The organism is Stutzerimonas stutzeri, assembly GCF_038561965.1.
GTDB classification, from domain to species: Bacteria; Pseudomonadota; Gammaproteobacteria; order Pseudomonadales; family Pseudomonadaceae; genus Stutzerimonas; species Stutzerimonas stutzeri_AA.
In genome coordinates, this window is the sequence record NZ_CP139348.1 from 889991 (window position 1) to 912164 (window position 22174).

The following is a 22174-nucleotide window of genomic DNA, read 5'->3' on the forward strand; positions in this document are numbered from 1 at the left end:
TCGGCAGCGGCGGGGTTGGCCCACCGCTGCGCCAGATAACGAGAGCTTGGCGGCATAAACGGAGAACAATAACGATGGCCAGTGTCACGCTGCGCGACATCTGCAAGAGTTACGACGGTACGCCGATCACCCGGCATATCGACCTGGATATCGAAGACGGCGAATTCGTCGTCTTCGTCGGTCCGTCCGGCTGCGGCAAATCCACCCTGCTGCGGCTGATCGCTGGGCTCGAGGACATCACCTCGGGCGATCTACTGATCGACAACCAGCGCGTCAACGACCTGCCCCCCAAGGATCGCTCGGTGGGCATGGTTTTTCAGTCCTATGCCCTCTACCCGCACATGACCGTGGCCGAGAACATGGCCTTCGGCCTCAAGCTCGCCAGCGTCGAAAAGCGCGAGATCACGCGCCGCGTCGAAGCGGTCGCGGAAATCCTCCAACTGGAAAAATTGCTCGAACGCAAACCCAAGGATCTTTCCGGCGGCCAGCGCCAGCGCGTCGCCATCGGCCGCACCATGGTCCGCGAGCCCAAGGTCTTCCTCTTCGACGAACCGCTGTCGAACCTCGATGCCTTCCTGCGCGTGCAGATGCGCATCGAGATTGCCCGCCTGCACCAGCGCATCCGTTCCACCATGATTTACGTGACCCACGACCAGGTCGAAGCCATGACCCTGGCCGACAAGATCGTCGTGCTCAACGCCGGCGAAATCGCCCAGGTCGGGCAACCGCTGCACCTGTACCACTACCCGAAGAATCGCTTCGTCGCCGGCTTCCTCGGCTCGCCGCAGATGAACTTTGTCGACGTACGTGCCATCTCCGCCAGCCCTGAAACCGTCACCATCGAACTGCCCAGCGGCTACCCACTCACCTTGCCGGTGGATGGCAGCGCCGTCAGCGCCGGCGACCCGCTGACCCTCGGCATCCGTCCCGAACACTTCGTCATGCCGGAAGAGGCCGACTTCACCTTCCACGGCCAGATCACCGTGGCTGAACGGCTGGGCCAGTACAACCTGCTCTACCTCACCCTGGAGCGCCTGCAGGACGTCATCACCCTCTGCGTCGACGGCAACCTGCGCGTCACCGAAGGCGAAACCTTCGCCGCCGGCCTAAAGGCCGACAAATGCCACCTCTTCCGCGAAAACGGTGAGGCCTGCGCCCGGCATTACCGGGAGCCGGCGATTTATGGATGACTGAGTCCGCCCCGCTAAACTGATGGCAGGGTGAGCTCGGCTAGCTTTGATTGCGCCTGAGCGAGTGCGGCAAATCGGCTCGTTCAGGCTGCTCAGTGCCTACGCCATACAGAGCGGCACGGTCCGCCTGATCCGTTGACGCTGGAACCATTGCCGTGTGCGTTTGCTCGGCGCGTCAAAGGCCTGGGAATTCATCTGTCGGCCAAGGCCAGGTTCACACCGAGACCGGCAAATGATGCCGCGAAGCCCCGGCGCAACCAGGCCTGAACGCGCTGCGACTCGATGACTGTCTTGCGAAAGGCGTGCGCCAGCAGGCCGTAGACGGTAAAGATCGCGAATGTCATTAGCATGAAAGTCGCGCTGAGGCCGAGCAGCTGTCCAAGCTCATCACCCGCGCCCGGCCGGATGAATTGCGGCAGAAAGGCCAGGAAGAAAATGGTCAGTTTCGGGTTCAGCAGATTGACCAACAGCGCCTTGGCAACCAGCGACCGAACCCTGAGTGGTTCACTATCGCCGCCCACCGCCAGCGCGGAACGGTCACGCCAGGTCGCGTAGGCGAGATAGAGCAGGTAGGCGGCACCGGCATAACGCAGAGTCTCGAAGACCAGCGCACTGGAATGCAGGATCGCCGCGACACCGAGAATGGTCGCCAGCAGATGCGGCAGAATCCCTAGCGTACAGGCTGTCGCGGCCAGAATACCGGCGCGACGGCCGTGCATCAGCGCAGTCGAAACCGTATAGATCACCCCTGCGCCGGGTATCAGCACGACAACCAGACAGGTAATCAGGTATTCGAGGCTGGGCATAGAGACTCCTTGCTACGGGGCGGCTGGAATGAACCAGCATAGAGCATTCATCGATACTATCCGGGCCAGGCGCTAACTGACCTGCGTATGGCGGGTTGAAGAGGCATTGAAACAGCGCTCCCCGAGAGGCTGGCTTGCTGTTGCGTGTCGTACCATCGATGCCGACAGGGAAAGCGCCTGCATTGACCTCACCTTGTGACGCGCCCAGCGGGGTAAAGTAACGGCTTTTGCCGATCCCCCTTGGAGCTGTAGCGTGAACACGGAAAATCATTCCCAGACGGCCGCGTTTCTCTGGTCGATTGCCGATCTGTTGCGCGGTGACTTCAAGCAATCCCAGTACGGCCGCATCATCCTGCCGTTCACCCTGCTGCGGCGGATGGAATGCGTGCTCGCGCCGACCAAGGACGAGGTCATCAAGCAGACCTTCGCCCAGGAAGGCCGCCCCGATACCGTCCGCGAGATGATCCTGCTGCGCGCCGCCGGCCAGCAGTTCTTCAACGCCTCGCCGCTGACCCTCGGCACGCTGTCGGACACCCAGACCGCCGCCGACCTGATGAGCTACGTGCAGGCCTTCAGCAAGGATGCCCGCGAGATCTTCGAGCACTTCCACTTCGAGGATTTCGTTCAGCAGCTGGAAACCGCCAACCTGCTGTACCAGGTGGTGCAGCGTTTCGCCGCCACCGACCTGAGCCCCGAGCGCATCAGCAACTTCGGCATGGGCATTATCTTCGAGGAGCTGATCCGCAAATTCGCGGAAAGCTCCAACGAAACCGCCGGGGAACACTTCACCCCGCGCGATATCGTGCACCTCACCACCTCGCTGGTGATCACCGGGCAGGACGGCAAGCTCGCGCCCAACAGCATCGTCACCATCTATGACCCGACCGCGGGCACCGGCGGCTTCCTCTCCGAGGGCGACGAGTACATCCAGTCCATCAGCGAAAAGGTCACCGTGTCCCTGCACGGCCAGGAACTCAACCCCGAGTCGTACGCCATCTGCAAGGCAGACATGCTGATCAAGGGCCAAGACGTCGCCAGCATCAAGCTCGGCAACACCCTGTCCAACGACCAGCTGGCCGACAAGCGTTTCGACTTCATGCTCAGCAACCCGCCGTTCGGCGTGGAATGGAAGAAGGTGCAGAAGCAGATCACCGACGAGCACAGCCACAAAGGCTTCGACGGTCGCTTCGGCCCCGGCCTGCCACGAGTGTCCGACGGCTCGCTGCTGTTCCTTCTGCACCTGGTCAGCAAGATGCGTGACCCGCGTGAAGGCGGCTCGCGCATCGGCATCATCCTCAACGGCTCGCCACTGTTCACCGGCGGCGCCGGGTCGGGCGAATCGGAGATTCGCCGCTACCTGCTGCAGAACGATCTGGTCGAAGCCATCGTCGCGTTGCCGACAGACATGTTCTACAACACCGGTATAGCCACCTACGTGTGGATTCTCTCCAACCACAAGCCCGACACGCGCAAGGGTAAGGTGCAGCTGCTCGATGGCAGCGGGCATTTCGCCAAGATGCGCAAATCCCTCGGCAGCAAGCGCCAGTACATCACCGAGGAGCAGATCGACGAGCTGGTGCGCCTCTACGGCCGCTTCGAGGCCACCGCGCAAAGCAAGATCTTCCCCATCGAGGCCTTCGGCTACCGCCGTATCACCGTCGAGCGCCCGCTGCGCCTGAACTTCCAAACCAGCGCCGAGCGCATCGGCAAAGTGCTGGAAGAAAAAGCCCTGCAGAAACTCGACAGCGCCGTTCAGCAACAGCTGCTGACCGCCCTGCAAACCATGGATGCGAGCGTGCTGCACCGCAACCGCGAGCAGTTCAGCAAGCTGCTAAAGAAGACCCTCGGCGCCCACGGCGTTTCCCTCGCCACGGCGGAACTCAAGGCGCTGCTCAACGCCCTGAGCGAGCGCGACCCCGAGGCGGATATCTGCACCACCAAGGGCCAGCCTGAGGCTGACAGCGGCCTGCGCGACAACGAGAACGTGCCGCTGGGCGAGTCGGTATACGACTACTTCCAGCGCGAAGTCATCCCCCATGTGCCGGATGCTTGGATCGACGAAAGCAAGCGTGATGCGCAGGATGGCGAGGTCGGCATTGTCGGCTTCGAGATTCCTTTTAACCGCCACTTCTATGTGTTCCAGCCTCCGCGCCCGCTGGCCGAGATCGACCGTGATTTGAAAGCGTGCACCGACCGTATCAAGCAGATGATTGAAGGGCTGTCGGCATGAGCTATCCAGCGTATCCGGCGTATAAAAAATCTGATGTGGAGTGGCTAGGCGAGGTGCCGGAGCATTGGATATTGACGCCGTTAAAGCATCGCGCATTACTCAATCCGAGAAAGTCAGGCTACGACGGCGATACGGGACGACTATGTAGCTTCGTTCCCATGGAGAAGCTAAAAACTGGTGTCGTGCAACTGGATGAAGAGCGCCCCATCGGCGAGGTCATTGGCGGCTACACCTACTTCGAAGATGGAGACGTACTGCAGGCTAAGGTCACGCCGTGCTTCGAGAATAAGAATGTTGCGATTGCCAAAGGCCTAACTAATGGAATTGGGTTCGGCTCTAGCGAAATCAACGTTCTTAGACCCTATCAGGGTGTTAATGCTGAGTACCTTTATTACCGCGTGCAAGAAGACAGTTACATGGACTTCTGCACTTCCAGCATGATCGGTGCTGGCGGGCTGAAACGGGTGCCCACTGATGTGATCAATAACTTCAAGGTCGCGACACCTGAGGTATTTGAACAAACCCAAATCGCCCACTTCCTCGACCACGAAACCGCTCGCATCGACGCGCTGATCGAAGAGCAGCAGCGCCTGATCGAGCTGCTCAAGGAAAAGCGCCAGGCCGTGATCTACCACGCCGTCACCAAAGGCCTCGACCCCACGGTGCCGATGAAGAACTCCGGCGTGGAGTGGCTAGGCGAGGTGCCGGCGCATTGGATTGTCAGAAAAGGCGGCTACATTGGAATGCTTTTTGGCTCCGAAGCAGTGCCGGAAGATATGGTGAATGACAGTGGGAATCTGCCGTTTTTGAAGGTTGGCTCATTGTCAGCAGATACACTCAGTATCGGGCAGTGGGATTTCTTTGTAGATCCATCGATTGAAAAAGCGTATCGACCAAGAAGTCAGTTTGTTATTTTTCCCAAGCGTGGCGCTGCAATTTTCCTTAATAAGGTAAATGTCGTGGAGGTGAGCGCATTACTTGATCCCAATCTCATGGGCTGGGAGATGGAAGCTGACAATAATGCGTACTACTTCGCCAATGTCTTGAAGTGTCGAGGGCTTGCAGAGTTGGCAGATGTATCAACGGTTCCCCAGATTAACAATAAGCACATATCCCCTGAGAAATTTCCCGTACCACCGTCTGGTGAGCAGCATGACATTGTGGCGTTTCTTGATACTGAAGTTTCTCGGTTCGATCAGCTCGTGACTGAGGCGGAAAATGGTGTTTCTTTGCTTATAGAACGCCGCTCCGCCCTAATCTCCGCCGCCGTCACCGGCAAAATCGACGTGCGCGGCTGGCAGCCTCCGGCCAGCGCCCAAGCCCCCGAATTAGCAGTAGCAGAGGCTGTATAAATGGCGGACAGCAAGGAAGCCCAGTTTCAGCAGGACATCATCACCGCCATGGTCGCCCAGGGCTGGCTCACTGGCCCGGCCAGCGGCTACGACCGGCGCACGGCGCTGTATACCGAGGACTTTCTTGGTTACTTCAAGGACGCCTGGCCGGAGCGTTGGGACAAGTTCGCCAAGGCCAACCCGAATAACCCTGACGATGTGCTGGTGCAGAAGCTGGTGCGCGAGTTGGAGCAAAGCGGCACCCTCGACGTGCTGCGCCATGGCTTCAAACTACCCGCGGTAAAAGTCGAGCTGTGCAGCTTCCAGCCCGACCACGGCATGAACCCGGACACCCTCAAGCGCTACCAGTGCAACCGCCTTCGCGTGGTGCCGGAGGTGTCTTACTCGCCCCATGCGCGTGAGGCTGGCGGTAGCGGCCAGAGCTACAACCCACGGCTGGACTTGGTGTTGTTCGTCAACGGCATCCCCACTGCCACGCTGGAGCTGAAAAGCGAGTTCAAGCAGTCGGTGGAAAACGCCAAGCGCCAGTACCGTTATGACCGCCCAGTAAAAGACCCGCTCACACGCAAGCCCGAGCCACTGCTGACCTTTAAACGCGGCGCGCTGGTGCATTTCGCGGTGGGCCAGAACGAGGTGGCGATGACCACCAAGCTGGACGGCAAGGACACCTTCTTTCTGCCGTTCAACCTCGGCAGCGCGGAAGGCGGCGCCGGCAACCCGCCGCCGCCAGACGACAGCCAGTACGCCACCGGCTACCTGTGGCAACAGCTGTTCCAGCCGGATGCCTGGCTCAAGGTGCTCGGGCGCTTCCTGCATCTGGACAAGAAGACCAGCGAGGGATTCGACGGCTCGCTGACCACCAGGGAAACGATGATCTTCCCGCGCTACCACCAATGGGATGTGGTCAACAGGCTGATCGAAACCACCCACGCCGAAGGCCCGGGCAAGCGTTACCTGATCCAGCACAGCGCCGGTTCCGGCAAGTCCAACTCCATCGCCTGGACTGCCCACCAGCTCGCCTCGATGTACAGCCACGACGGCCAGCGGCTGTTTAGTTCGGTGATCGTGGTCACCGACCGCACGGTGCTGGACAGCCAGTTGCAGAACACCATCTACCAGTTCGAGCACGCCCAGGGTGTGGTGCGGCCGATCACCCGCGACGTCGGCAGCCAGAGCAAGTCTGAGCAACTGGCTGAGGCGCTGGCCGAGCAGACACGCATCATCATCGTCACCATCCAGACCTTCCCGGCGCTGTTCGACGCGCTGGAGAAATACCCCAAGCTCGCCTCGGGGCGCTATGCGGTAATCGCCGACGAGGCGCATTCCTCGCAGACCGGCTCCTCGGCGAGCAAGCTGAAGCAGATTCTCGGCAGCGATGCGCTCGGCTCCAATGGACAAGAGCCAGAAGAGATCAGCGCCGAAGATTTGCTCGATGCCGCCGTACAGGCGCGTCAGCCGAACGAGCGCATCAGCTACTACGCCTTCACCGCCACGCCCAAGGCCAAGACCTTGGAGCTGTTCGGCCGTGTGCCCGACCCGACGCTGCCACCCAGTGCCAGCAACAAGCCCGAGGCGTTTCATCTGTACTCCATGCGCCAGGCCATCGAAGAGGGTTTCATCCTCGACGTGCTGCAGAACTACACCACCTACAGCACCGCCTGGAAGATCGCCCACCCGGACGGCGAAGACGACGAGGTGGACTCGAAGAAGGCACGCATGAAGCTGGCGCGCTGGGTGCGGCTGCATCCGTACAACATTGACAAGAAGGTCGAGATCATCGTCGAGCACTTCCGCGCCAACATTCGCCACCTGCTCAATGGACAGGCCAAGGCGATGGTGGTGACCAGCAGCCGCCAGGAGGCGGTGCGCTACCAGTTGGCGGTGAAGGCCTACGTGCAGCAGATGGGCTACGCCGACGTGCATCCGCTAGTGGCGTTCTCCGGCAGCGTATTGCCGGATGAGGTGATCCCCGAGGAAGTGACGGAAAACAGCAGCCTGCTCAACGCCGGCCTGAATGGCCGCGACCTGGCTGACGCGTTCGACACCCAGGACTTCAACGTGATGATCGCCGCCAACAAGTACCAGACCGGCTTCGACCAGCCCAAGCTCTGCGCCATGTACGTGGACAAGAAGCTGCAGGGCGTGGACTGCGTGCAGACCCTGTCGCGGTTGAACCGTACCTTTCCGGCCAAGCAGACCTTCATCCTAGACTTCTTCAACGAGCCGCAAGACATCCTCGACGCCTTCCTGCCGTACTACACCAAGGCCGAGCTAAGCGATGTCACCGACCCGCAGATCATCTACGACCTGCAGAAAAAGCTGGATGCCGAGGGGATCTATCACTGGCAGGAGGTCGAAGCCTTCGCCCTGGCCTTCTTCGACCCGAAAGCGGCGGCCAGCAAGCTCAGCTACTACTGCCAGCCGGCCAAGGAGCGCTTCGCCAAGCGTTACGCCTTCAGCATCGAGTCGCGCCAGCAGGCGCTGGATTTCAAACGCACCGCCGAAGCCAATGGTGACAGCGCCGGTTTGAAGAAAGCCGAGCACGCACTCAAGGAAGCCGGCGAACAGGTGGATCAGCTCGACCTGTTTCGCAAGAACCTGCAGAGCTTTGTGCGCCTGTATGAATTCCTTTCGCAGATCGTGCCTTATGAGGATCGCGAGCTGGAACAGCTCTGCGTGTTCGCCAAGCACCTGCACCCGCTGCTGCGGATCGACCGCCTGCATCAGGACGACGTGGACGTCGGCGAGCTGCAGTTGACCCACTACCGACTTAGCAAACGCGCCGAACACCAGCTGCGCCTGAGCGAGGAGGGCGGCGAGTACACCCTCAAGCCCGGCAGCGACGTCGGCAGCGGCAAACCGCACGACCCGGAGAAGAAGCGCCTGTCGGAGATCATCGAGGCGCTCAACGATATCTTCGGGGCGGACACGCACGATGACGACCAGCTGCATTTTGCTGCTGGCATCACCGAACGTCTCTCGCGCCAGGATGATTTGATGGCACAGGTGAACAACCACTCGATCGACCAAGTGATGCACGGGCTGCTGCCAAAACGGGTGATCGATACCGTGCTGGATGCCATGACCGACAACGAGAAGATGTCGTTGGGCGTGCTGGATAACGAGACCAAGAGTCGGGCGTTTGCGCTGGTCATCTACAAAATGCTGAAGGCTCTGGCTGGCGGGGCTCGTCCGTCGGCCGGTTTGTGAGTTTCTTTCAACTACACAGCACTTAGGAGAAATGCACAGGATGGCAATTCCGGATTTTCAAAGTGTCATGCGACCGGTGCTGCAGGCGGTTGGCGACGGAGCGCCGTTGCCGCTTGGCGCCCTGCGCGTGCGCATCGCTGATGTGTTCCAGCTGACCGAAGAAGAGCGCAAGGAGCGGCTGCCCTCGGGGAATCAGACCGTGATCAACAATCGAGTGGGCTGGGCCAGAACCTATCTGAACAAGGCTGGCCTGCTGACGATTCCGAGCAAGGGAATGGTGCAGATCACCGACCGGGGGCGGGAGGCGCTTGCCAGTGGCCCGGCGCGGATCACCGTGGCCTGGCTGAAGCAGTTTCCTGAGTTCGCCGATTTTCATACGGCTAAACCTCAGGTGACAGATGCCGCTGCCGTTGTAGGCAGCGATCTGACCGAAACCACGCCGGATGAGCAACTGGCCGAAGCCTATCAGGCGTTGCAGCAATCCCTGGCCGACGAACTGCTGGCGCAGGTGCGGGCTGCTACGCCGAGCTTCTTCGAGCAGGTAGTCGTTGATCTGATGATTGCCATGGGCTACGGCGGTTCACGAAAGGAGGCTGGCAAAGCGACCCAGCTCACCAACGACGACGGTATCGACGGCATCATCAAGGAAGACAAGCTCGGGCTGGATGTGATCTACCTGCAAGCCAAGCGCTGGGCCAACACCGTGCACCGCCCGGAGATCGACAAGTTCATCGGCGCACTGACGCGAAAGAGGGCGCGCAAGGGTGTATTCATCACCACCTCGGATTTTTCTGCTGGCGCGAGGGACGCAGCACTCGGCCTGGATATCAAGGTGGTGCTGATCGACGGCATCGAGCTCGCCCGCCTGATGGTCGAACACAACCTCGGCGTGAGCGTTAAGCAGGTGTATGAGGTCAAGCAGATCGACAGCGACTACTTTTCCGAGGAGTGACTGCCCCTGCGCTGTGATGACCGGCGCGAACGTTACTAGCGTGTCGTCCAGAGCTGCGCGCAATGCCGACAGAGATTCAGGCGCGTATCGAGGTAAAGCGCAGGACTGTTTGCTGAGGACCTTCGAACCGTCTTTCGACCGCACAAAGAAAAGCCCCGAGAATCTCAAGATTCTCGGGGCTTTGTGTTTGGTGGAGCCGGGGGGATTTGAACCCCCGTCCGCCAGCTCTCCGCTATCGGTTCTACATGCTTAGCCAGATCTACTGAGTTAACTCCGCGCCGCCCGATTGGCAGGGTGCTTGGAGCGAGCTGTATGAGTTTTAGCCGTTACGTCTACAGCGAACTTGGCGGCGATCCTGTTCTATCTGACAGTCATTTCGGGTTTACAGGCATCCCCTAGTGACCGCTGGCGCCGAAGCGACCAGATGAAGGTTAGGCGGCTAGCGCGTACCCTTCGTAGTTGTCGTCGTTGGCAACTATAAGTTTGCAACAGTTTATTTACGAGTTCTGTTACCAACTCGGCATGCCCCTCAAGTTTTGTTACCGGCGTCGAATCCTAATCGGCCCCTGGTGACGCTTGTGGTGCTGGGGCGGGAGTGTACGGCGATCTTTACGGTGTGTCGATCACTTTTTAATCACGCTGGTTAAAAAGTGTACAGCGGCTGCGGCAGGATCGTTTGCACGATCCCACCGCCTTCGGTCAGTTGCCGCCACCGGAGCCGGAGCCTGCGGTGCCACCGCTGCCCGAGCTGCCTGGGCCTTTGAGCTCTTGCAGGGCTTTGGTGGAGTGAGCGATGCACGCTTCGGTGTCGCCGGACTGCTGGGATTGGCGCGCCTGCTGGACGTATTCCTCGACTTTGCTCCTGGCCGGCTCACCCAAGGTGGCGGTGTTGGTGGCCATGTTGTCGTCGATTTCCTGCAGGTTGACCTGACACAGGTCCTGTTGTGCGAAGACGGCGGGGCTGGCTAGCAGTACCGCGGATGCGAGCAGTGCGTGAACTTTCATTGTGGGTCCTCCAGTCTTGTGGACTTCCCGGGCCTGCCTGATAACTGCTGAAACGGCGGCGCCGAGTCGAATCGAACCCGTCAGGGGCTCTAAAATTCCGACTGCGATTGCGCGTGAGCGTTCATCGAAACGCCACAAACGAAACGGCCCCGCTCCGCTGAGCAGGGCCGTAACCTTCGCGCTAGAGCTATTGCGCTGCTGTTTTACTGCGCGTGACGCGATCCACCAGATAGACCAGCCCGTGGTAGTCGATCTCGCCATGACGCGACAAGCCGATCTCGCAGGTGCGGCTGGTGGAGATGCCTTCATCGCAGATCTGCACCGCGTCCTTCAGGCTGCGCAGTGCGTGGCCATTGAGCTCGGGCGTGGTGAAGCCCTTGTCACCGGCGAAGCCGCAACAATGGATGCCTTCGGGCACCACGACTTCCTGGGCGCAATGTCGGGCGATATCGATCAGCGCCTGCGCTTCCCCAAGATGCTGGGTGCTGCAGGTGACATGCACGGCGATCGCTTTTTCCTGCGGAACGAAGTCCAGCTTGTCGAGCAGGTGGGTGCGGATGAAACGCACCGGATCGTAGAGATCCAGGCGCTGATCGGTCAGGCCCTGGACCAGGCGCAGCGTACAGGGGCTGGTGTCGCAGTAGATCGGGTCGAGCCCGCCGCGGCTGGCCTTGAGCAGGGCGTCGAGCATCTCCTGACGCTTGCGTTCGCCCTGTTCGGCATAGCCCTTGGAGGCGAACGGCTGACCGCAGCACAGGTCGTTCAACTGCTCGGGGAAGATTACCTGGTAGCCGGCCTTTTCCAGCAGGCTGCGGGTCTTGTCGAGTAGCGGCTCCTGTTCCTGGTCGCGGGCGGCGGGTGCCATGGCGCGTGAGACGCAGGCGGCCAGATAGACCACGCGTGGGCGCTCATCCTGAGCGGCGGGCTGGGGCAGGTGCAGGCGCTGCAAGGGTTGCGGCATGGCCGGCGTCCATTGCGGAACGCGGCCCTTGCTCGCATTGGTCATGGTCGCGGACAGTTTGGCCAGGCGCTTGGTGCCTAGGATCATGTGGGCGCCGTTGGCGACGTGCAGCATGAAGCGCGTACCCTGCACGGCGGTGCTGAAATGATCGGCCAGCCAGTTGGCAGTACCGGTTTTGCTCGCTTCATGCCCGCGTAGCTTGCGTACCAGATCGCCTGTGTTGATGCCCACCGGGCAGCGTTGTGCGCAGAGGCCGGTGGCGGCACAGGTTTCGACGCCGTGGTAGTGGTAGAGGCGTTCAATCTCCGAGGTGTCGACACCGGCTCGCTTGCGCGCCTGGATGTCGCGCCAGATGACGATCCGCTGGCGCGGCGTCAGGGTCAACCCGTTGGACGGGCAGACCGGTTCGCAGAAGCCGCATTCGATGCACTTGTCGACGATCTCGTCGGCGGCCGGCATCGGCTTGAGGTTCTTCAGGTGGATGTCCGGGTCTTCGGAAAGTACTACGTCTGGATTGAGGATTCCGGTGGGGTCGAGCAGGCGTTTGATTTTCCACATCAGCGCATAGGCTTCGCTGCCCCATTCCAGCTCGACGTAGGGTGCCATGTTGCGCCCGGTGCCGTGTTCGGCCTTGAGCGCACCGCCGAACTCGACGGCGACCAGCTGCGCCACTTCGCCCATGAAGGCTTCGTAACGGGCGACCTGGGCCGGGTCATCGAAGCCCTGGGTGAAGACGAAGTGCAAGTTGCCCTCCAGCGCGTGGCCAAAGAGGATCGCTTCGTCGTAGCGGTGCTTGTCGAGCAGTTCGATGAGGCGGTTGACGCCCTCGGCCAGGCGTTCGACCGGGAAGGTGACGTCTTCGATGATCACCGTGGTGCCGGTCTGGCGCACGGCGCCAACTGCGGGGAAAGTGTCCTTGCGGATCTTCCACAGCTGGTTGTAGACCACCGGGTCTTCGCTGAAGTCGACCTGCTTCTCCACCGGGAAATGCGCGATGGAAGTCATGATCAGATTGATCTGCTCATGCAGCAGCGACTGGCTGGCGGCGCGCGATTCAATTAGCAGCGCGCAGGCAGTTGGCGACAGCTCCTTCACCCACTCGGGCATGCCGGCCTTGTGCTCGACCGAGCGTAGGCTGCGACGGTCGAGCAGCTCCACGGCCGAGACCGGTTGCTGCTTGAGTACCGGTACGGCCAGGCAACAGGTTTCCACGTCGGGGAACACGACCAACGCGCTGGCCTTGTGCGGGTGATCCGGCACGGTGTCGTAGGTCACTGCGCTGATAAAGCCCAGGGTGCCCTCGGAGCCGACCATCAGATGGTTGAGGATATCCAGTGGCTCGTCGTAATCGACCAGCGCATTGAGCGAGAAGCCGGTGGTGTTCTTCAGCCGGTATTTGTGGCGAATCTTTGCGGCCAGCTCAACATTGGCGCGAGTTTCGCGCCCGAGTTCGGCCAGTTGATCGAGCAGTGCGGCGTGGCTCTGGCGGAAGGCGTCGACGCTGGCGCCATCTTCGCTGTCGACCACGGTGCCGTCTGCCAGTACGACGCGCAGGCCGGCGAGGGTTTTGTAGGTGTTCTGCGCAGTGCCGCAGCACATGCCGCTGGAATTGTTGGCAACGATGCCGCCGATCTTCGCGGCGTTGATCGAGGCCGGATCAGGGCCGATCTTGCGCTGAAATGGAGCGAGCACGGCATTGGCGTTAGCACCGATGACGCCGGGCTGCAGGCGGATCTGCTCGCCGCCGTTGCGAATCTCGCGGCCGTTCCAGTTGTCGCCGAGCACGATCAGCACCGAGTCGCTGATCGCCTGGCCGGACAAGCTGGTGCCGGCCGCACGGAAGGTGACCGGGACATTTTCCGCATGGGCCAGTTTGAGCAGCGCAATCACTTCGGCTTCGGACTCGACGCGCACCACCAGCTTGGGGATCAGCCGGTAGAAGCTCGCGTCAGTGCCGAAGGCCAGGGTGGAGAGCGGGTCGTCGAAACGCCGCTCGATTGGGATCAGGCGGTCGACTTCGCGGAGGAACGCGACTGGCAGCGGCGCACGTTCGACTTGCGCCGCGGCGTTCATGCGTCCTCCAGGATCAGCAGGATCAGATCCTTCGGGCCATGGGCGCCGTAGGCCAGCACCTGCTCGATGTCGGCGGTTTTCGACGGGCCGGAGACCAGCAGCGCATTGGTCGGCATGCCGGCGGCCCACTGGAACTTCTGCTGGATCTCGTAGAAGTTGTCGTGGATTTCGCTGGCCTTGAGGATGGCGAAATGTACCGGCGGTACCAGGCTCATAAGGCGCGGCTCCTCGCGGGTCGGCCACATGATCAGGCTGCCGGTGGAGGCGATTGCGCCAAGGGTGCCGGTGAGGCTGGCCGGGGTGTCGTCGAACAGCTCTTGCTTCCACTCCTCGACCGGGCGGTCGTAGGCCTTGAGCGTCGGCAGGCCTTCGCGGCCGGCGCAGTGCTCGGTGAAGCGCTGGCCGTACGGCGTGGTCGGGGCAATCAACAGGCTTGGCAGCTGGCGATCGTGCAATAGCTGTTCGAGCAGGGCTGGCCAGCCGGCGACGCTGGTCAGGTGGATCTCGGTATGCACCGCTTCCATAAGCTGGCGCAGACGAGCGATACGCTGCTCGGGCGCGTAGGTCCAAGGTTGGGTGACCAGCGACTCGTCGTAGTCATCGACGATGGGCGTAGCGCCTTCCAGGCTTTTTTTCAGCTTGGCGAGGATGTTGGCCTTGGCACTCATCGCTTGCCCTCCAGGTGCTCGCGGGCCAGCTCGTGCAGCGAGCGGGCGGCAGGTTTTGGTGCGCTGTGGTTCTGCGTCCAGGGGCCGATGTTCGATGGCGTAAGGGCGCGCAGACGGGTAGCGAAGAAGCCGAACAGGCGGTAAAGCGTCGGGCTGGTGTTGAGCAGGCGCCAGCCGGCCCACATCAGGCGTTCCTTCTTCGAGTACTTGCTGCCCTGGCCAAGCATGACCTTGTGCGGATCGTCCGGTGCCTTGATGTTCTCTTCACGCAGCCGACGCAGAATGGCCGGGATCGGGATTTTCACCGGGCAGACTTCGCCACAAGCGCCGCATAGAGAAGAGGCGCTGGGATGATCCGGCACCTTGTCCAGGCCGACCATGTGCGGCGTGATGATCTTGCCGATGGGGCCGGGGTAGACCTCGCCGTAAGTGTGACCGCCGACGCGGGTGTACACCGGGCAATGGTTCATGCAGGCGCCACAGCGGATGCAGTTGAGCGTCTGGCGCAATTCACTGTCGGCGAAGGCCTGGCTGCGGCCGTTGTCCAGCAGGATCAGGTGCACTTCCTGCGGGCCGTCGAGCTCATCGGCCTTGCGCGGGCTGGAGATCATGTTGACGTAGGTGGTGATCGGCTGGCCGAGCGCCGAGCGGGTCAGCAGCGAGAGCAGCGGGACCACGTCACGCAGGTTCTCCACGACCTTTTCAATGCCGGTGACGGCGATGTGTACCGGCGGCACGCCGGTGGACATGCGCCCGTTGCCCTCGTTCTCGACGAGCAGCAGGGTGCCGGTTTCAGCCACTGCGAAGTTCACGCCGGAGACGCCGATATCGGCCTCGAAGAATTTCTGGCGCAGTGTGCGGCGGCCGATCTGAATGAGTTGGTCGACGTCCTTGGTGTACTCCACGCCTAGTTTCTCGTGAAACAAGGTCGCGACCTGGCCGGCGTTCTTGTGGATGGCCGGCATGATGATATGGGAAGGCTTTTCGTGGTCGAGCTGGACGATGTATTCGCCCATGTCCGATTCCAGGCATTCGATGCCATGACCTTCGAGGAAATGGTTCATTTCCATCTCTTCGCTGACCATCGATTTGCCCTTGATCACCTGCTTCGCCTCGTGGGCGCGGGCGATCTCAAGGACGATGTTGTTCGCCTCTTCCACCGTCTCCGCCCAGTGCACGTTCACGCCGTTGCGGGTCAGGTTGGTTTCCAGCCGCTCGAGCAATTCGGGCAGCTTCGACAGTGCGCGGGCGCGGATCCGGTTGCCCATCTCGCGCAGCCGCTCGCGTTCGTCGGCATCGCTGAACGCCGTGGCGCGCTTGGTCATCAGCGAGTCCATGGCGGTGCGGAAGTTGCGTCGCAACTGGTCGTCCTTCAGTGACGTGCGGGCGCGGGCGCGGAAATCCGGGTCGCCGGCGTTCTCGATCTGTATCGCGGGAATACGCTGTTCGGCGTTCATCGGGCACCTCCGGTGCGTTGCCAGAGGAAGCTCGCCAGATGCTGGCCGCGCAGGGCTTCACGCTGCTTTTCCAGCGAACCGTTGATGTTCATCAAGCAGCCGCAGTCGGCGCTGATCACCTGATGCGCACCGGATTCCTTCAGCGCGCGGGTCTTGTCCAGCACCATGGCACCGGAGATGTCGGGCATGCGCACGCTGAAGGTGCCGCCGAAGCCGCAGCATTCGCTTTCGTGGTCATGCTCGACGCGCTCGACCTGGCCCAGCTGAGCGAGTAGCGCGCGGGCGTGCAGGTGGGTATTCATTTCCCGGCGGGCCGAGCAGGAGGTGTGCAGCGCGACCTTGGCTGGCGTGCCGGCATCTTTGAACTCGACCTTGCAGACGTTGAGCAGAAACTCGGCCAGCTCGAACGTGCGCTCTGCCAGCGCTTCGACTCGGGCGAGGGTGGCCGGCTCGTCCTTGAACAGGTCCAGATAGTGGTGGCGCAGCATTCCGGCGCACGAGCCGGAAGGGACGACCACCGGCCAGTCGTTGGCGAACAGCTCCAGCTGCGCCCGTGCGACCTTGCGTGCTTCATCGGTGTAGCCGGTTGTGTAGGCCGGCTGGCCGCAGCAGGTCTGGCCCTGCGGGAAGTGCACGGTCAATCCTTCGCGTTCGAGCAGGCGGATGGCATCCAGGCCGGCCTCGGGATAAAACAGGTCAACTACGCAGGTACCGAACAGATAAACCTGGCTCGGCTTGGCGGGGTATTCGCGCGGCTTTGGCAGCGGCGGCGCGACGCGGGTAGCGTTCGGCGCGGCATCGTAGAAGAGTTGGCTCATCGGCTTGGTCTCCGGGTTAGCCCGGTTATCCGCAAATGCGGTTTCTGGAATGCAACCGTGCCCCCAGATGGGGGCACGATTCTGTTTCTTACAGCCCGACCAGCGGGTCGGTTACGCCTAACACATAGATGGCGATCAGGCTGATCACCCCCGTGAACAGCACGTAGTACAGCGTAGGCCATATGGTCTTGCGCAGCGTGGAGCCTTCGCGGCCGAGCAGGCCAACGGTGGCGGATGCAGCAACCACGTTGTGGATCGCGACCATGTTGCCTGCCGCAGCACCGACGGCCTGGGTGGCAACCACCATCGCACCGGAAATGCCCAGTGATTGTGCTACGCCGAACTGGAACTGGCTGAACATCATGTTGCTGACCGTGTTGGAGCCGGCGAGGAACGCGCCCAGTGCGCCTACGGCGGGTGCCAGCAGCGGGTAGATGCTGCCTACGCTGTCGGCGACGTAGCGCGCCATGACGATCGGCATGCTGGCCAGTTCAGCGCCGTTGACGCCGGAGTTGATCAGGATGCGCACCATCGGCACGGTGAACAGCAGCACGAAGCCCGCACTGAGCAGCACGCCACTGGATTCCTTCACCGCCGCCTTGAGCTCGGAAGCGCGCATGCCGTGCAGGAAGAAGGTGATCAGCACCACCATGACGAGGATGCCGCCCGGCAGATACAGCGGCTCGATGCCGGCATTGACGCCGGTTTCGCCGAGGATGTTGGCAAACGCGATGGATACCGATTTCAGCGCGGCAGTGACCTGCGGGAACACGCGGCTGATCACCAGAATCGCGCCGACCAGTACATAGGGTAGCCAGGCACGGAAGGCGCTCATCGGGCGAGCTGTCATCTCGTCCAGCTTCATTTCGATGGTGCCGAGCCACTCGGCCGGCCATTCCTTGGCATCGGCGAAGTCCCAGGTGGTCTTCGGCGTCAGGAATTTGTAGCGAGCAGCGGTGGTGACGATAGCCAGACCGACCAGGCCGCCGAGCAGCGACGGGAATTCCGGGCCGAGGAAGATGCCGGTGGCAGCGTAGGGCAGGGTGAATGCCAGGCCCGCGAAGATCGCGAACGGCAGCACTTCGAAGCCGGCTTTCCAGCTTTTTTCCTTGCCGAAGAAGCGGGTCAGCATCAGTACCATGATCAGTGGCATCACGGTGCCAACGATGGCATGGGTGATCGCCACACTGCTGGTGATCTGCTGCAGGTAGGCGTTCCAGCTGGAACCTTGGGCAACCAGTTGCGCGCCGATGGTGGCGGTATCCAGGCCGCTGTTGATGCCGACGACAATCGGCGTGCCGACCGCACCGAAGGAAACCGGCGTGCTTTGCACCAGCATGCCGAGCAGGACTGCGGCCATCGCTGGGAAGCCGACCGCAACCAGCAGCGGTGCGGCGATGGCGGCCGGAGTGCCGAAGCCGGAGGCGCCTTCGATGAAGCAGCCGAACAGCCAGGCGATGATAATGGCCTGGATACGGCGGTCAGGGCTGATGGTAGTGAAACCAGCGCGAATGGCGGTGATGCCGCCGGAGTGCTTCAGGGTGTTCAGCAGCAGGATCGCGCCGAAGATGATCCACAGCAGGCCCAGGGTGATTACTAGGCCTTGCAGCGTAGAGGCGATGATCCGGTTGACGCTCATGTCCCAGACGAACAGCCCGATGGCTGCGGTGAACAGGAAGACCAGCGGCATGGCGCGGCTGGCGGGCCAGCGCAGGCCGATCAGCATGATTGCTGCGAGCAGAATGGGTGTGAAGGCGAAAAGTGCGAGCAGTCCGTTGGACATGTCAGGCTTCCCCTGCGGTACGGTTCAGATAGGGCCCTGAGCGGACCGTGGAATTGTTCTTGTGCGCAGATCTCATGCTGAGTCCTCTTATTTTTAGACCACCCTGTTAATTGGTAAGACCAATTAACAGGAGGGAATGGTCAGCGTAAGAGCTGCGTATAGGGGCGTCAATTAGCTAGCTATAGACTTTGGTCGCAGCAGTGGGCCTTGTGCGGATGCGCGGTCATGGCTAGCATTTTCGGATTGGTAAGACCATTCGAGGGTGACTATGGACGTGGGAGTGGTGCGGCAGCGGCGGCTGGCGGACGATATCGTCGCGCAGCTGGAAACCATGATTCTCGAAGGCACGCTCAAGGCAGGTGAGCGTCTTCCGGCGGAGCGCGCCCTGGCTGAACGCTTTGGAGTTTCGCGGCCTTCGCTGCGCGAAGCGATACAGAAGCTCGCGGCCAAGGGGCTGCTGGTCAGCCGGCATGGTGGCGGTACGTTCGTGGCCGAGTCGCTCGGCTCGACGTTCAGTGATCCGTTGTTGCATCTGCTTGAGAACAACAGCGATGCGCAGCGCGATCTACTGGAATTTCGTCACACACTTGAGGGCAGCTGTGCCTATTACGCGGCGCTGCGTGCGACCGAGGTCGACCAGAAGCGGCTCACCGAAGCTTTCGTGGCATTGCAGGACTGCTATGCCCGTGAAGGCAAGGTCACGCGGGCGGAAGAAGGGGCGGCCGATGCCCAGTTCCATCTCGCGATTGCCGAAGCCAGCCACAACGCGGTGTTGCTGCACACCATCCGTGGCCTGTTCGATCTGCTCAAGCGCAACGTGGTAACCAACATCGGCGGTATGTACGCCCTGCGTGACGAAACGCGGGACATGCTGATGAGTCAGCATCGCGAGTTGTACGAGGCAATCATGGGGCGGCGAGCGACCGAGGCCCGCGAGGTGATTCATCGCCATATCAACTATGTGCAGGAAGTACTGGCGGAGGGTCAGCAGGAGGCTCAGCGGCTGGCGCGTGCGCAGCGCAGGCAGGGCGAAAGGATGCTGAAGGAGGGGTGACCGTAGAGCCGGCAGGCAGTGCCGGCTCTGGTATTGCCGTTTGGGCTGATCAAGCCAGGCGGCGGGCGCGGCTCAATCGTCCTTGCCCTTGGTACGCATCGCGCGCTGGATCTCCCGATCGGAATCACGTTCCTTCTCGGTGTGGCGCTTGTCGAACTCCTTCTTGCCTTTGCCGAGGGCAATCTCGCACTTGATCATGTGCTTCTTCCAGTACAGCGATAGCGCCACGCAGGCGTAACCCTTCTGCTGCACTGCACCGAACAGTTTGCCCAGCTCGCGCTTGTTCAGCAGCAGCTTGCGGGTTCGGGTCGGGTCGGCAATGACATGGGTGCTGGCGGCGGTCAGCGGCGTAATGTGACAGCCCATCAACCAGGCTTCTCCATCCTTGAGCAGGACGTAGCTGTCGACCAGTTGCGCCTTGCCAGCACGCAGGCTTTTCACTTCCCAGCCGGCCAGAACGAGGCCAGCCTCGAATTTCTGTTCGATGAAGTAGTCGTGTAGCGCTTTCTTGTTTAGCGCGATGGTCCCGGGGGACTGTTTCTTCTGTTTGGCCATAGGGGGCGCATTATAGGGAGTCCCGCTGCGGCTGGCGACAGCCTGCAGCAGTGGCAGCGGCAGAAACTTGAGGGGCAGCCACTAATCCCCGACAATGTGCGCGCTTTGCGCCGTGTCGGCTCGCCCGAACGATGAGCGATGTGGTTGCGAGCTGGCTGCGCCGGGTGCTTTTCGAATGGCGCGCAATGAAACGACGACGTAGAAGGTCCGCATGACGACGCACATTCAACGTTCCGCGCTGCTGCCGTATCCGGCGCAGGCGCTGTTCGACATGGTCAACGACGTAGCCAGCTACCCGCAGTTCCTGCCCTGGTGTTCTGCGACCGAGGTGCTTTCCAGCAGCGAGACCGAAATGCACGCCAGCATGACGGTGGCGAAGGCCGGGCTGAGTCAGCGCTTCATGACGCGCAACGCACTGGATTTCGGCAAGCGTATCGAGATGACCCTTGAAGAGGGGCCTTTCAGTCACCTGCACGGCATCTGGGAGTTCAAGGCACTGGGTGAGAAGGCCTGCAAGATCAGCCTGGACCTCACCTTCGATTACGCTGGGCCGCTGGTCAAGGCGACGCTTGGGCCGTTATTCAATCAGGCCGCCAATACCTTGGTAGATGCCTTCTGCGAGCGGGCGAAGCAGCTTTATGGATAAGCAGTCGATTGCGGTTGAAGTGGTCTATGCGTTGGCGGACAAGCAGAAGCTGCTACAGATGACGGTGGCCGCCGGCACCACGGTGCGCGAGGCCGCGCTGCGCTCGGGTCTGGATGCTCACTTTCCCGGTTTGGACCTGGCTGCGGCGCCGCTGGGGATCTTCGGCAAGGCGGTGCCCAAGCCTGAGGAGCGAGTGTTGGAAGAGGGTGAGCGGGTCGAGGTATACCGGCCGCTGATTGCCGACCCGAAAGAGGTGCGCAAACAGCGGGCTGCGCGAGCGGCCAAGAGCAAGGGTGAGACGTCTGATGAGGACGCCTGAACATGCTGAAACAAAACGCCCGGACTAGCCGGGCGTTTTTTTATTCGGTTTCCAGCGGCTCGGGAATCGGCACCGGGACCGGTTCGGCCTGGTCCACTTCACGCTGAATCTGCTCCAGCAGCGAGCCGGGTGCGGGACGCTCTTCTGGCTGGCTTGGTTTGGCTGCAGGCGTGCTGACTGGCGCCTGTGCGTCGCGGCCAAGGATCTGTTCGTCGCGACTCACGCCGGGCATGAAGTCGCCGGCAAGGCCAGCCAGTTGGTCGTTCGCATTGAATACCAGGCTCACGCGTTCCTGCTGGCGCTGACTGCCGCCGGGCTGGATGCTGTACAGGTAGTCCCAGCGGTTGGCATGGAAGGTGTCGGTGATCAGCGGGTTGCCCATGATAAACCGCACCTGCTGGCGGGTCATTCCGGGGCGCAACTGGTCTATCATGTCCTGCGTGACGACATTGCCCTGTTGAATGTCGACCTTGTAAACCCCGGGAAATGAACAACCGGCGAGTGCGAACAGACCCACAAGGGTGAGGCTGGTCAGCATGAGCTTGGTGTTTTGCATCGGTGGGTGACTTCCACTATCTTGGCTGGGCAAAGAACCCGGATCATACCCGTATTGAAGGAGGCTGCGAAACAGCAGCAGCGAGAAAGCCAACCATGGTCGAAAATAGCGAACTACGTAAAGCTGGGCTCAAGGTAACTCTGCCGCGGGTTAAAATCCTGCAGATGCTGGACACTACCGATCGCCGTCACATGAGCGCCGAAGACGTCTACAAGGCGTTGATGGAGGCGGGTGAGGATGTCGGACTGGCGACGGTCTATCGCGTGCTGACCCAGTTCGAGGCGGCCGGCCTGGTAGTTCGGCACAACTTCGATGGTGGTCATGCCGTCTTCGAACTGGCCGATAGCGGGCACCATGACCACATGGTCTGCGTCGACAGTGGCGATGTCATCGAGTTCTTCGATCCCGAGATCGAGAAACTGCAGAAAGAGATCGTCAAGCGCCACGGCTACGAGCTGGTGGATCACAATCTGGTGCTCTACGTGCGCAAGAAAGACTGATCTTCAGTATGTGAAAAAGGCGGCCGTGGCCGCCTTTTT

At 61.4% G+C, this 22174-nt stretch carries 18 protein-coding genes and 1 other RNA gene; 9 read left to right on the forward strand and 10 right to left on the reverse strand.

Features of this window, described 5'->3' with window-relative positions; translation table 11 throughout:
- The first annotated feature begins 74 nt into the window (after positions 1 to 74).
- Positions 75 to 1190 carry a maltose/maltodextrin ABC transporter ATP-binding protein MalK gene (gene malK, locus SM130_RS03980; protein ID WP_102824518.1) on the forward strand — a complete coding sequence of 372 codons (1116 nt, stop codon included), beginning with the start codon at positions 75 to 77 and terminating at the stop codon, positions 1188 to 1190.
- 191 nt (positions 1191 to 1381) lie between these two features.
- Here the strand turns inward: malK and SM130_RS03985 are convergent, their stop codons facing one another.
- Complete coding sequence (locus tag SM130_RS03985; RefSeq protein ID WP_102824519.1) at positions 1382 to 1996, reverse strand: LysE family translocator; 615 nt, start codon at positions 1994 to 1996, stop codon at positions 1382 to 1384.
- Between the two features lie 253 nt (positions 1997 to 2249).
- Here SM130_RS03985 and SM130_RS03990 point away from each other — a divergent pair, with 253 nt between their 5' ends.
- The 4 genes from SM130_RS03990 to SM130_RS04005 all read left to right on the forward strand — a co-directional run bounded on the left by SM130_RS03990 (position 2250) and on the right by SM130_RS04005 (position 9740).
- On the forward strand, positions 2250 to 4226 hold the full coding sequence (locus SM130_RS03990) for a type I restriction-modification system subunit M (protein ID WP_102824520.1): 1977 nt from the start codon (positions 2250 to 2252) through the stop codon (positions 4224 to 4226).
- On the forward strand, positions 4223 to 5578 hold the full coding sequence (locus SM130_RS03995) for a restriction endonuclease subunit S (RefSeq protein WP_146029736.1): 1356 nt from the start codon (positions 4223 to 4225) through the stop codon (positions 5576 to 5578). Before SM130_RS03990 ends, SM130_RS03995 begins: the two co-directional genes overlap by 4 nt.
- Complete coding sequence (locus tag SM130_RS04000; RefSeq protein WP_102824521.1) at positions 5579 to 8788, forward strand: type I restriction endonuclease subunit R; 3210 nt, start codon at positions 5579 to 5581, stop codon at positions 8786 to 8788.
- A 67-nt stretch (positions 8789 to 8855) separates the two neighbouring features.
- Complete coding sequence (locus SM130_RS04005) at positions 8856 to 9740, forward strand: restriction endonuclease (protein WP_256044952.1); 885 nt, start codon at positions 8856 to 8858, stop codon at positions 9738 to 9740.
- Between the two features lie 188 nt (positions 9741 to 9928).
- On the opposite strand, the gene ssrA is transcribed toward SM130_RS04005, so the two are convergent.
- The 7 genes from ssrA to SM130_RS04040 form a co-directional block, all read right to left on the reverse strand.
- Positions 9929 to 10307, reverse strand: a transfer-messenger RNA (tmRNA) gene (gene ssrA, locus SM130_RS04010).
- A 132-nt stretch (positions 10308 to 10439) separates the two neighbouring features.
- Positions 10440 to 10745: a hypothetical protein gene (locus SM130_RS04015; protein ID WP_102824523.1), complete on the reverse strand. Its 306-nt coding sequence runs from the start codon at positions 10743 to 10745 to the stop codon at positions 10440 to 10442.
- Between the two features lie 187 nt (positions 10746 to 10932).
- The gene (locus tag SM130_RS04020; RefSeq protein WP_102824524.1) at positions 10933 to 13779 is read right to left on the reverse strand and encodes an FAD-binding and (Fe-S)-binding domain-containing protein; all 2847 of its coding nucleotides are present in this window, start codon (positions 13777 to 13779) and stop codon (positions 10933 to 10935) included.
- Entirely contained in the window at positions 13776 to 14447 is a 672-nt protein-coding gene (locus tag SM130_RS04025; protein ID WP_102824525.1) for a LutC/YkgG family protein, read from the reverse strand. The genes SM130_RS04020 and SM130_RS04025 overlap by 4 nt, the downstream gene beginning before the upstream one ends.
- Positions 14444 to 15904, reverse strand: coding sequence for a LutB/LldF family L-lactate oxidation iron-sulfur protein (locus tag SM130_RS04030; protein ID WP_102824526.1), 1461 nt, complete (start codon positions 15902 to 15904; stop codon positions 14444 to 14446). The genes SM130_RS04025 and SM130_RS04030 overlap by 4 nt, the downstream gene beginning before the upstream one ends.
- Entirely contained in the window at positions 15901 to 16722 is an 822-nt protein-coding gene (locus tag SM130_RS04035; RefSeq protein WP_102824527.1) for a (Fe-S)-binding protein, read from the reverse strand. Before SM130_RS04035 ends, SM130_RS04030 begins: the two co-directional genes overlap by 4 nt.
- Before the next feature lie 88 nt (positions 16723 to 16810).
- Positions 16811 to 18505, reverse strand: coding sequence for an L-lactate permease (locus SM130_RS04040; RefSeq protein WP_102824528.1), 1695 nt, complete (start codon positions 18503 to 18505; stop codon positions 16811 to 16813).
- A 268-nt stretch (positions 18506 to 18773) separates the two neighbouring features.
- On the opposite strand from SM130_RS04040, the gene SM130_RS04045 reads away from it, so the two are divergent.
- Positions 18774 to 19559: a GntR family transcriptional regulator gene (locus SM130_RS04045; RefSeq protein ID WP_102824529.1), complete on the forward strand. Its 786-nt coding sequence runs from the start codon at positions 18774 to 18776 to the stop codon at positions 19557 to 19559.
- Between the two features lie 72 nt (positions 19560 to 19631).
- Here SM130_RS04045 and smpB read toward each other — a convergent pair whose 3' ends face one another.
- Positions 19632 to 20114 carry an SsrA-binding protein SmpB gene (gene smpB / locus SM130_RS04050; RefSeq protein ID WP_102824530.1) on the reverse strand — a complete coding sequence of 161 codons (483 nt, stop codon included), beginning with the start codon at positions 20112 to 20114 and terminating at the stop codon, positions 19632 to 19634.
- Positions 20115 to 20325: 211 nt separating this feature from the next.
- On the opposite strand from smpB, the gene SM130_RS04055 reads away from it, so the two are divergent.
- Together SM130_RS04055 and SM130_RS04060 are read left to right on the forward strand one after the other, a co-directional pair.
- Complete coding sequence (locus tag SM130_RS04055) at positions 20326 to 20760, forward strand: type II toxin-antitoxin system RatA family toxin (RefSeq protein WP_102824531.1); 435 nt, start codon at positions 20326 to 20328, stop codon at positions 20758 to 20760.
- Positions 20753 to 21079 (forward strand): RnfH family protein, encoded by a 327-nt coding sequence (locus SM130_RS04060; RefSeq protein WP_102824532.1) that lies wholly within the window; start codon positions 20753 to 20755, stop codon positions 21077 to 21079. Before SM130_RS04055 ends, SM130_RS04060 begins: the two co-directional genes overlap by 8 nt.
- A 40-nt stretch (positions 21080 to 21119) precedes the next feature.
- Here the strand turns inward: SM130_RS04060 and SM130_RS04065 are convergent, their stop codons facing one another.
- Positions 21120 to 21635, reverse strand: coding sequence for an outer membrane protein assembly factor BamE (locus tag SM130_RS04065; RefSeq protein WP_102824533.1), 516 nt, complete (start codon positions 21633 to 21635; stop codon positions 21120 to 21122).
- Between the two features lie 95 nt (positions 21636 to 21730).
- Between SM130_RS04065 and fur the strand changes: the two genes are divergently transcribed.
- On the forward strand, positions 21731 to 22135 hold the full coding sequence (gene fur, locus SM130_RS04070) for a ferric iron uptake transcriptional regulator (RefSeq protein ID WP_015275871.1): 405 nt from the start codon (positions 21731 to 21733) through the stop codon (positions 22133 to 22135).
- The last annotated feature ends 39 nt before the right edge of the window (positions 22136 to 22174 follow it).

Coding starts and splice junctions, on each gene's coding strand:
- SM130_RS03985 (WP_102824519.1), bottom strand. CDS start 1,996: ATGCCCAGCCTCGAATACCTGATTACCTGTCTGGTTGTCGTGCTGATA.
- SM130_RS04045 (WP_102824529.1), top strand. CDS start 18,774: ATGGACGTGGGAGTGGTGCGGCAGCGGCGGCTGGCGGACGATATCGTC.
- SM130_RS03995 (WP_146029736.1), top strand. CDS start 4,223: ATGAGCTATCCAGCGTATCCGGCGTATAAAAAATCTGATGTGGAGTGG.
- SM130_RS04060 (WP_102824532.1), top strand. CDS start 20,753: ATGGATAAGCAGTCGATTGCGGTTGAAGTGGTCTATGCGTTGGCGGAC.
- SM130_RS04030 (WP_102824526.1), bottom strand. CDS start 15,904: ATGAACGCCGAACAGCGTATTCCCGCGATACAGATCGAGAACGCCGGC.
- SM130_RS04035 (WP_102824527.1), bottom strand. CDS start 16,722: ATGAGCCAACTCTTCTACGATGCCGCGCCGAACGCTACCCGCGTCGCG.
- SM130_RS04055 (WP_102824531.1), top strand. CDS start 20,326: ATGACGACGCACATTCAACGTTCCGCGCTGCTGCCGTATCCGGCGCAG.
- SM130_RS04015 (WP_102824523.1), bottom strand. CDS start 10,745: ATGAAAGTTCACGCACTGCTCGCATCCGCGGTACTGCTAGCCAGCCCC.
- SM130_RS04040 (WP_102824528.1), bottom strand. CDS start 18,505: ATGTCCAACGGACTGCTCGCACTTTTCGCCTTCACACCCATTCTGCTC.
- fur (WP_015275871.1), top strand. CDS start 21,731: ATGGTCGAAAATAGCGAACTACGTAAAGCTGGGCTCAAGGTAACTCTG.
- SM130_RS04020 (WP_102824524.1), bottom strand. CDS start 13,779: ATGAACGCCGCGGCGCAAGTCGAACGTGCGCCGCTGCCAGTCGCGTTC.
- malK (WP_102824518.1), top strand. CDS start 75: ATGGCCAGTGTCACGCTGCGCGACATCTGCAAGAGTTACGACGGTACG.
- SM130_RS04025 (WP_102824525.1), bottom strand. CDS start 14,447: ATGAGTGCCAAGGCCAACATCCTCGCCAAGCTGAAAAAAAGCCTGGAA.
- SM130_RS04065 (WP_102824533.1), bottom strand. CDS start 21,635: ATGCAAAACACCAAGCTCATGCTGACCAGCCTCACCCTTGTGGGTCTG.
- SM130_RS04005 (WP_256044952.1), top strand. CDS start 8,856: ATGCGACCGGTGCTGCAGGCGGTTGGCGACGGAGCGCCGTTGCCGCTT.
- smpB (WP_102824530.1), bottom strand. CDS start 20,114: ATGGCCAAACAGAAGAAACAGTCCCCCGGGACCATCGCGCTAAACAAG.
- SM130_RS04000 (WP_102824521.1), top strand. CDS start 5,579: ATGGCGGACAGCAAGGAAGCCCAGTTTCAGCAGGACATCATCACCGCC.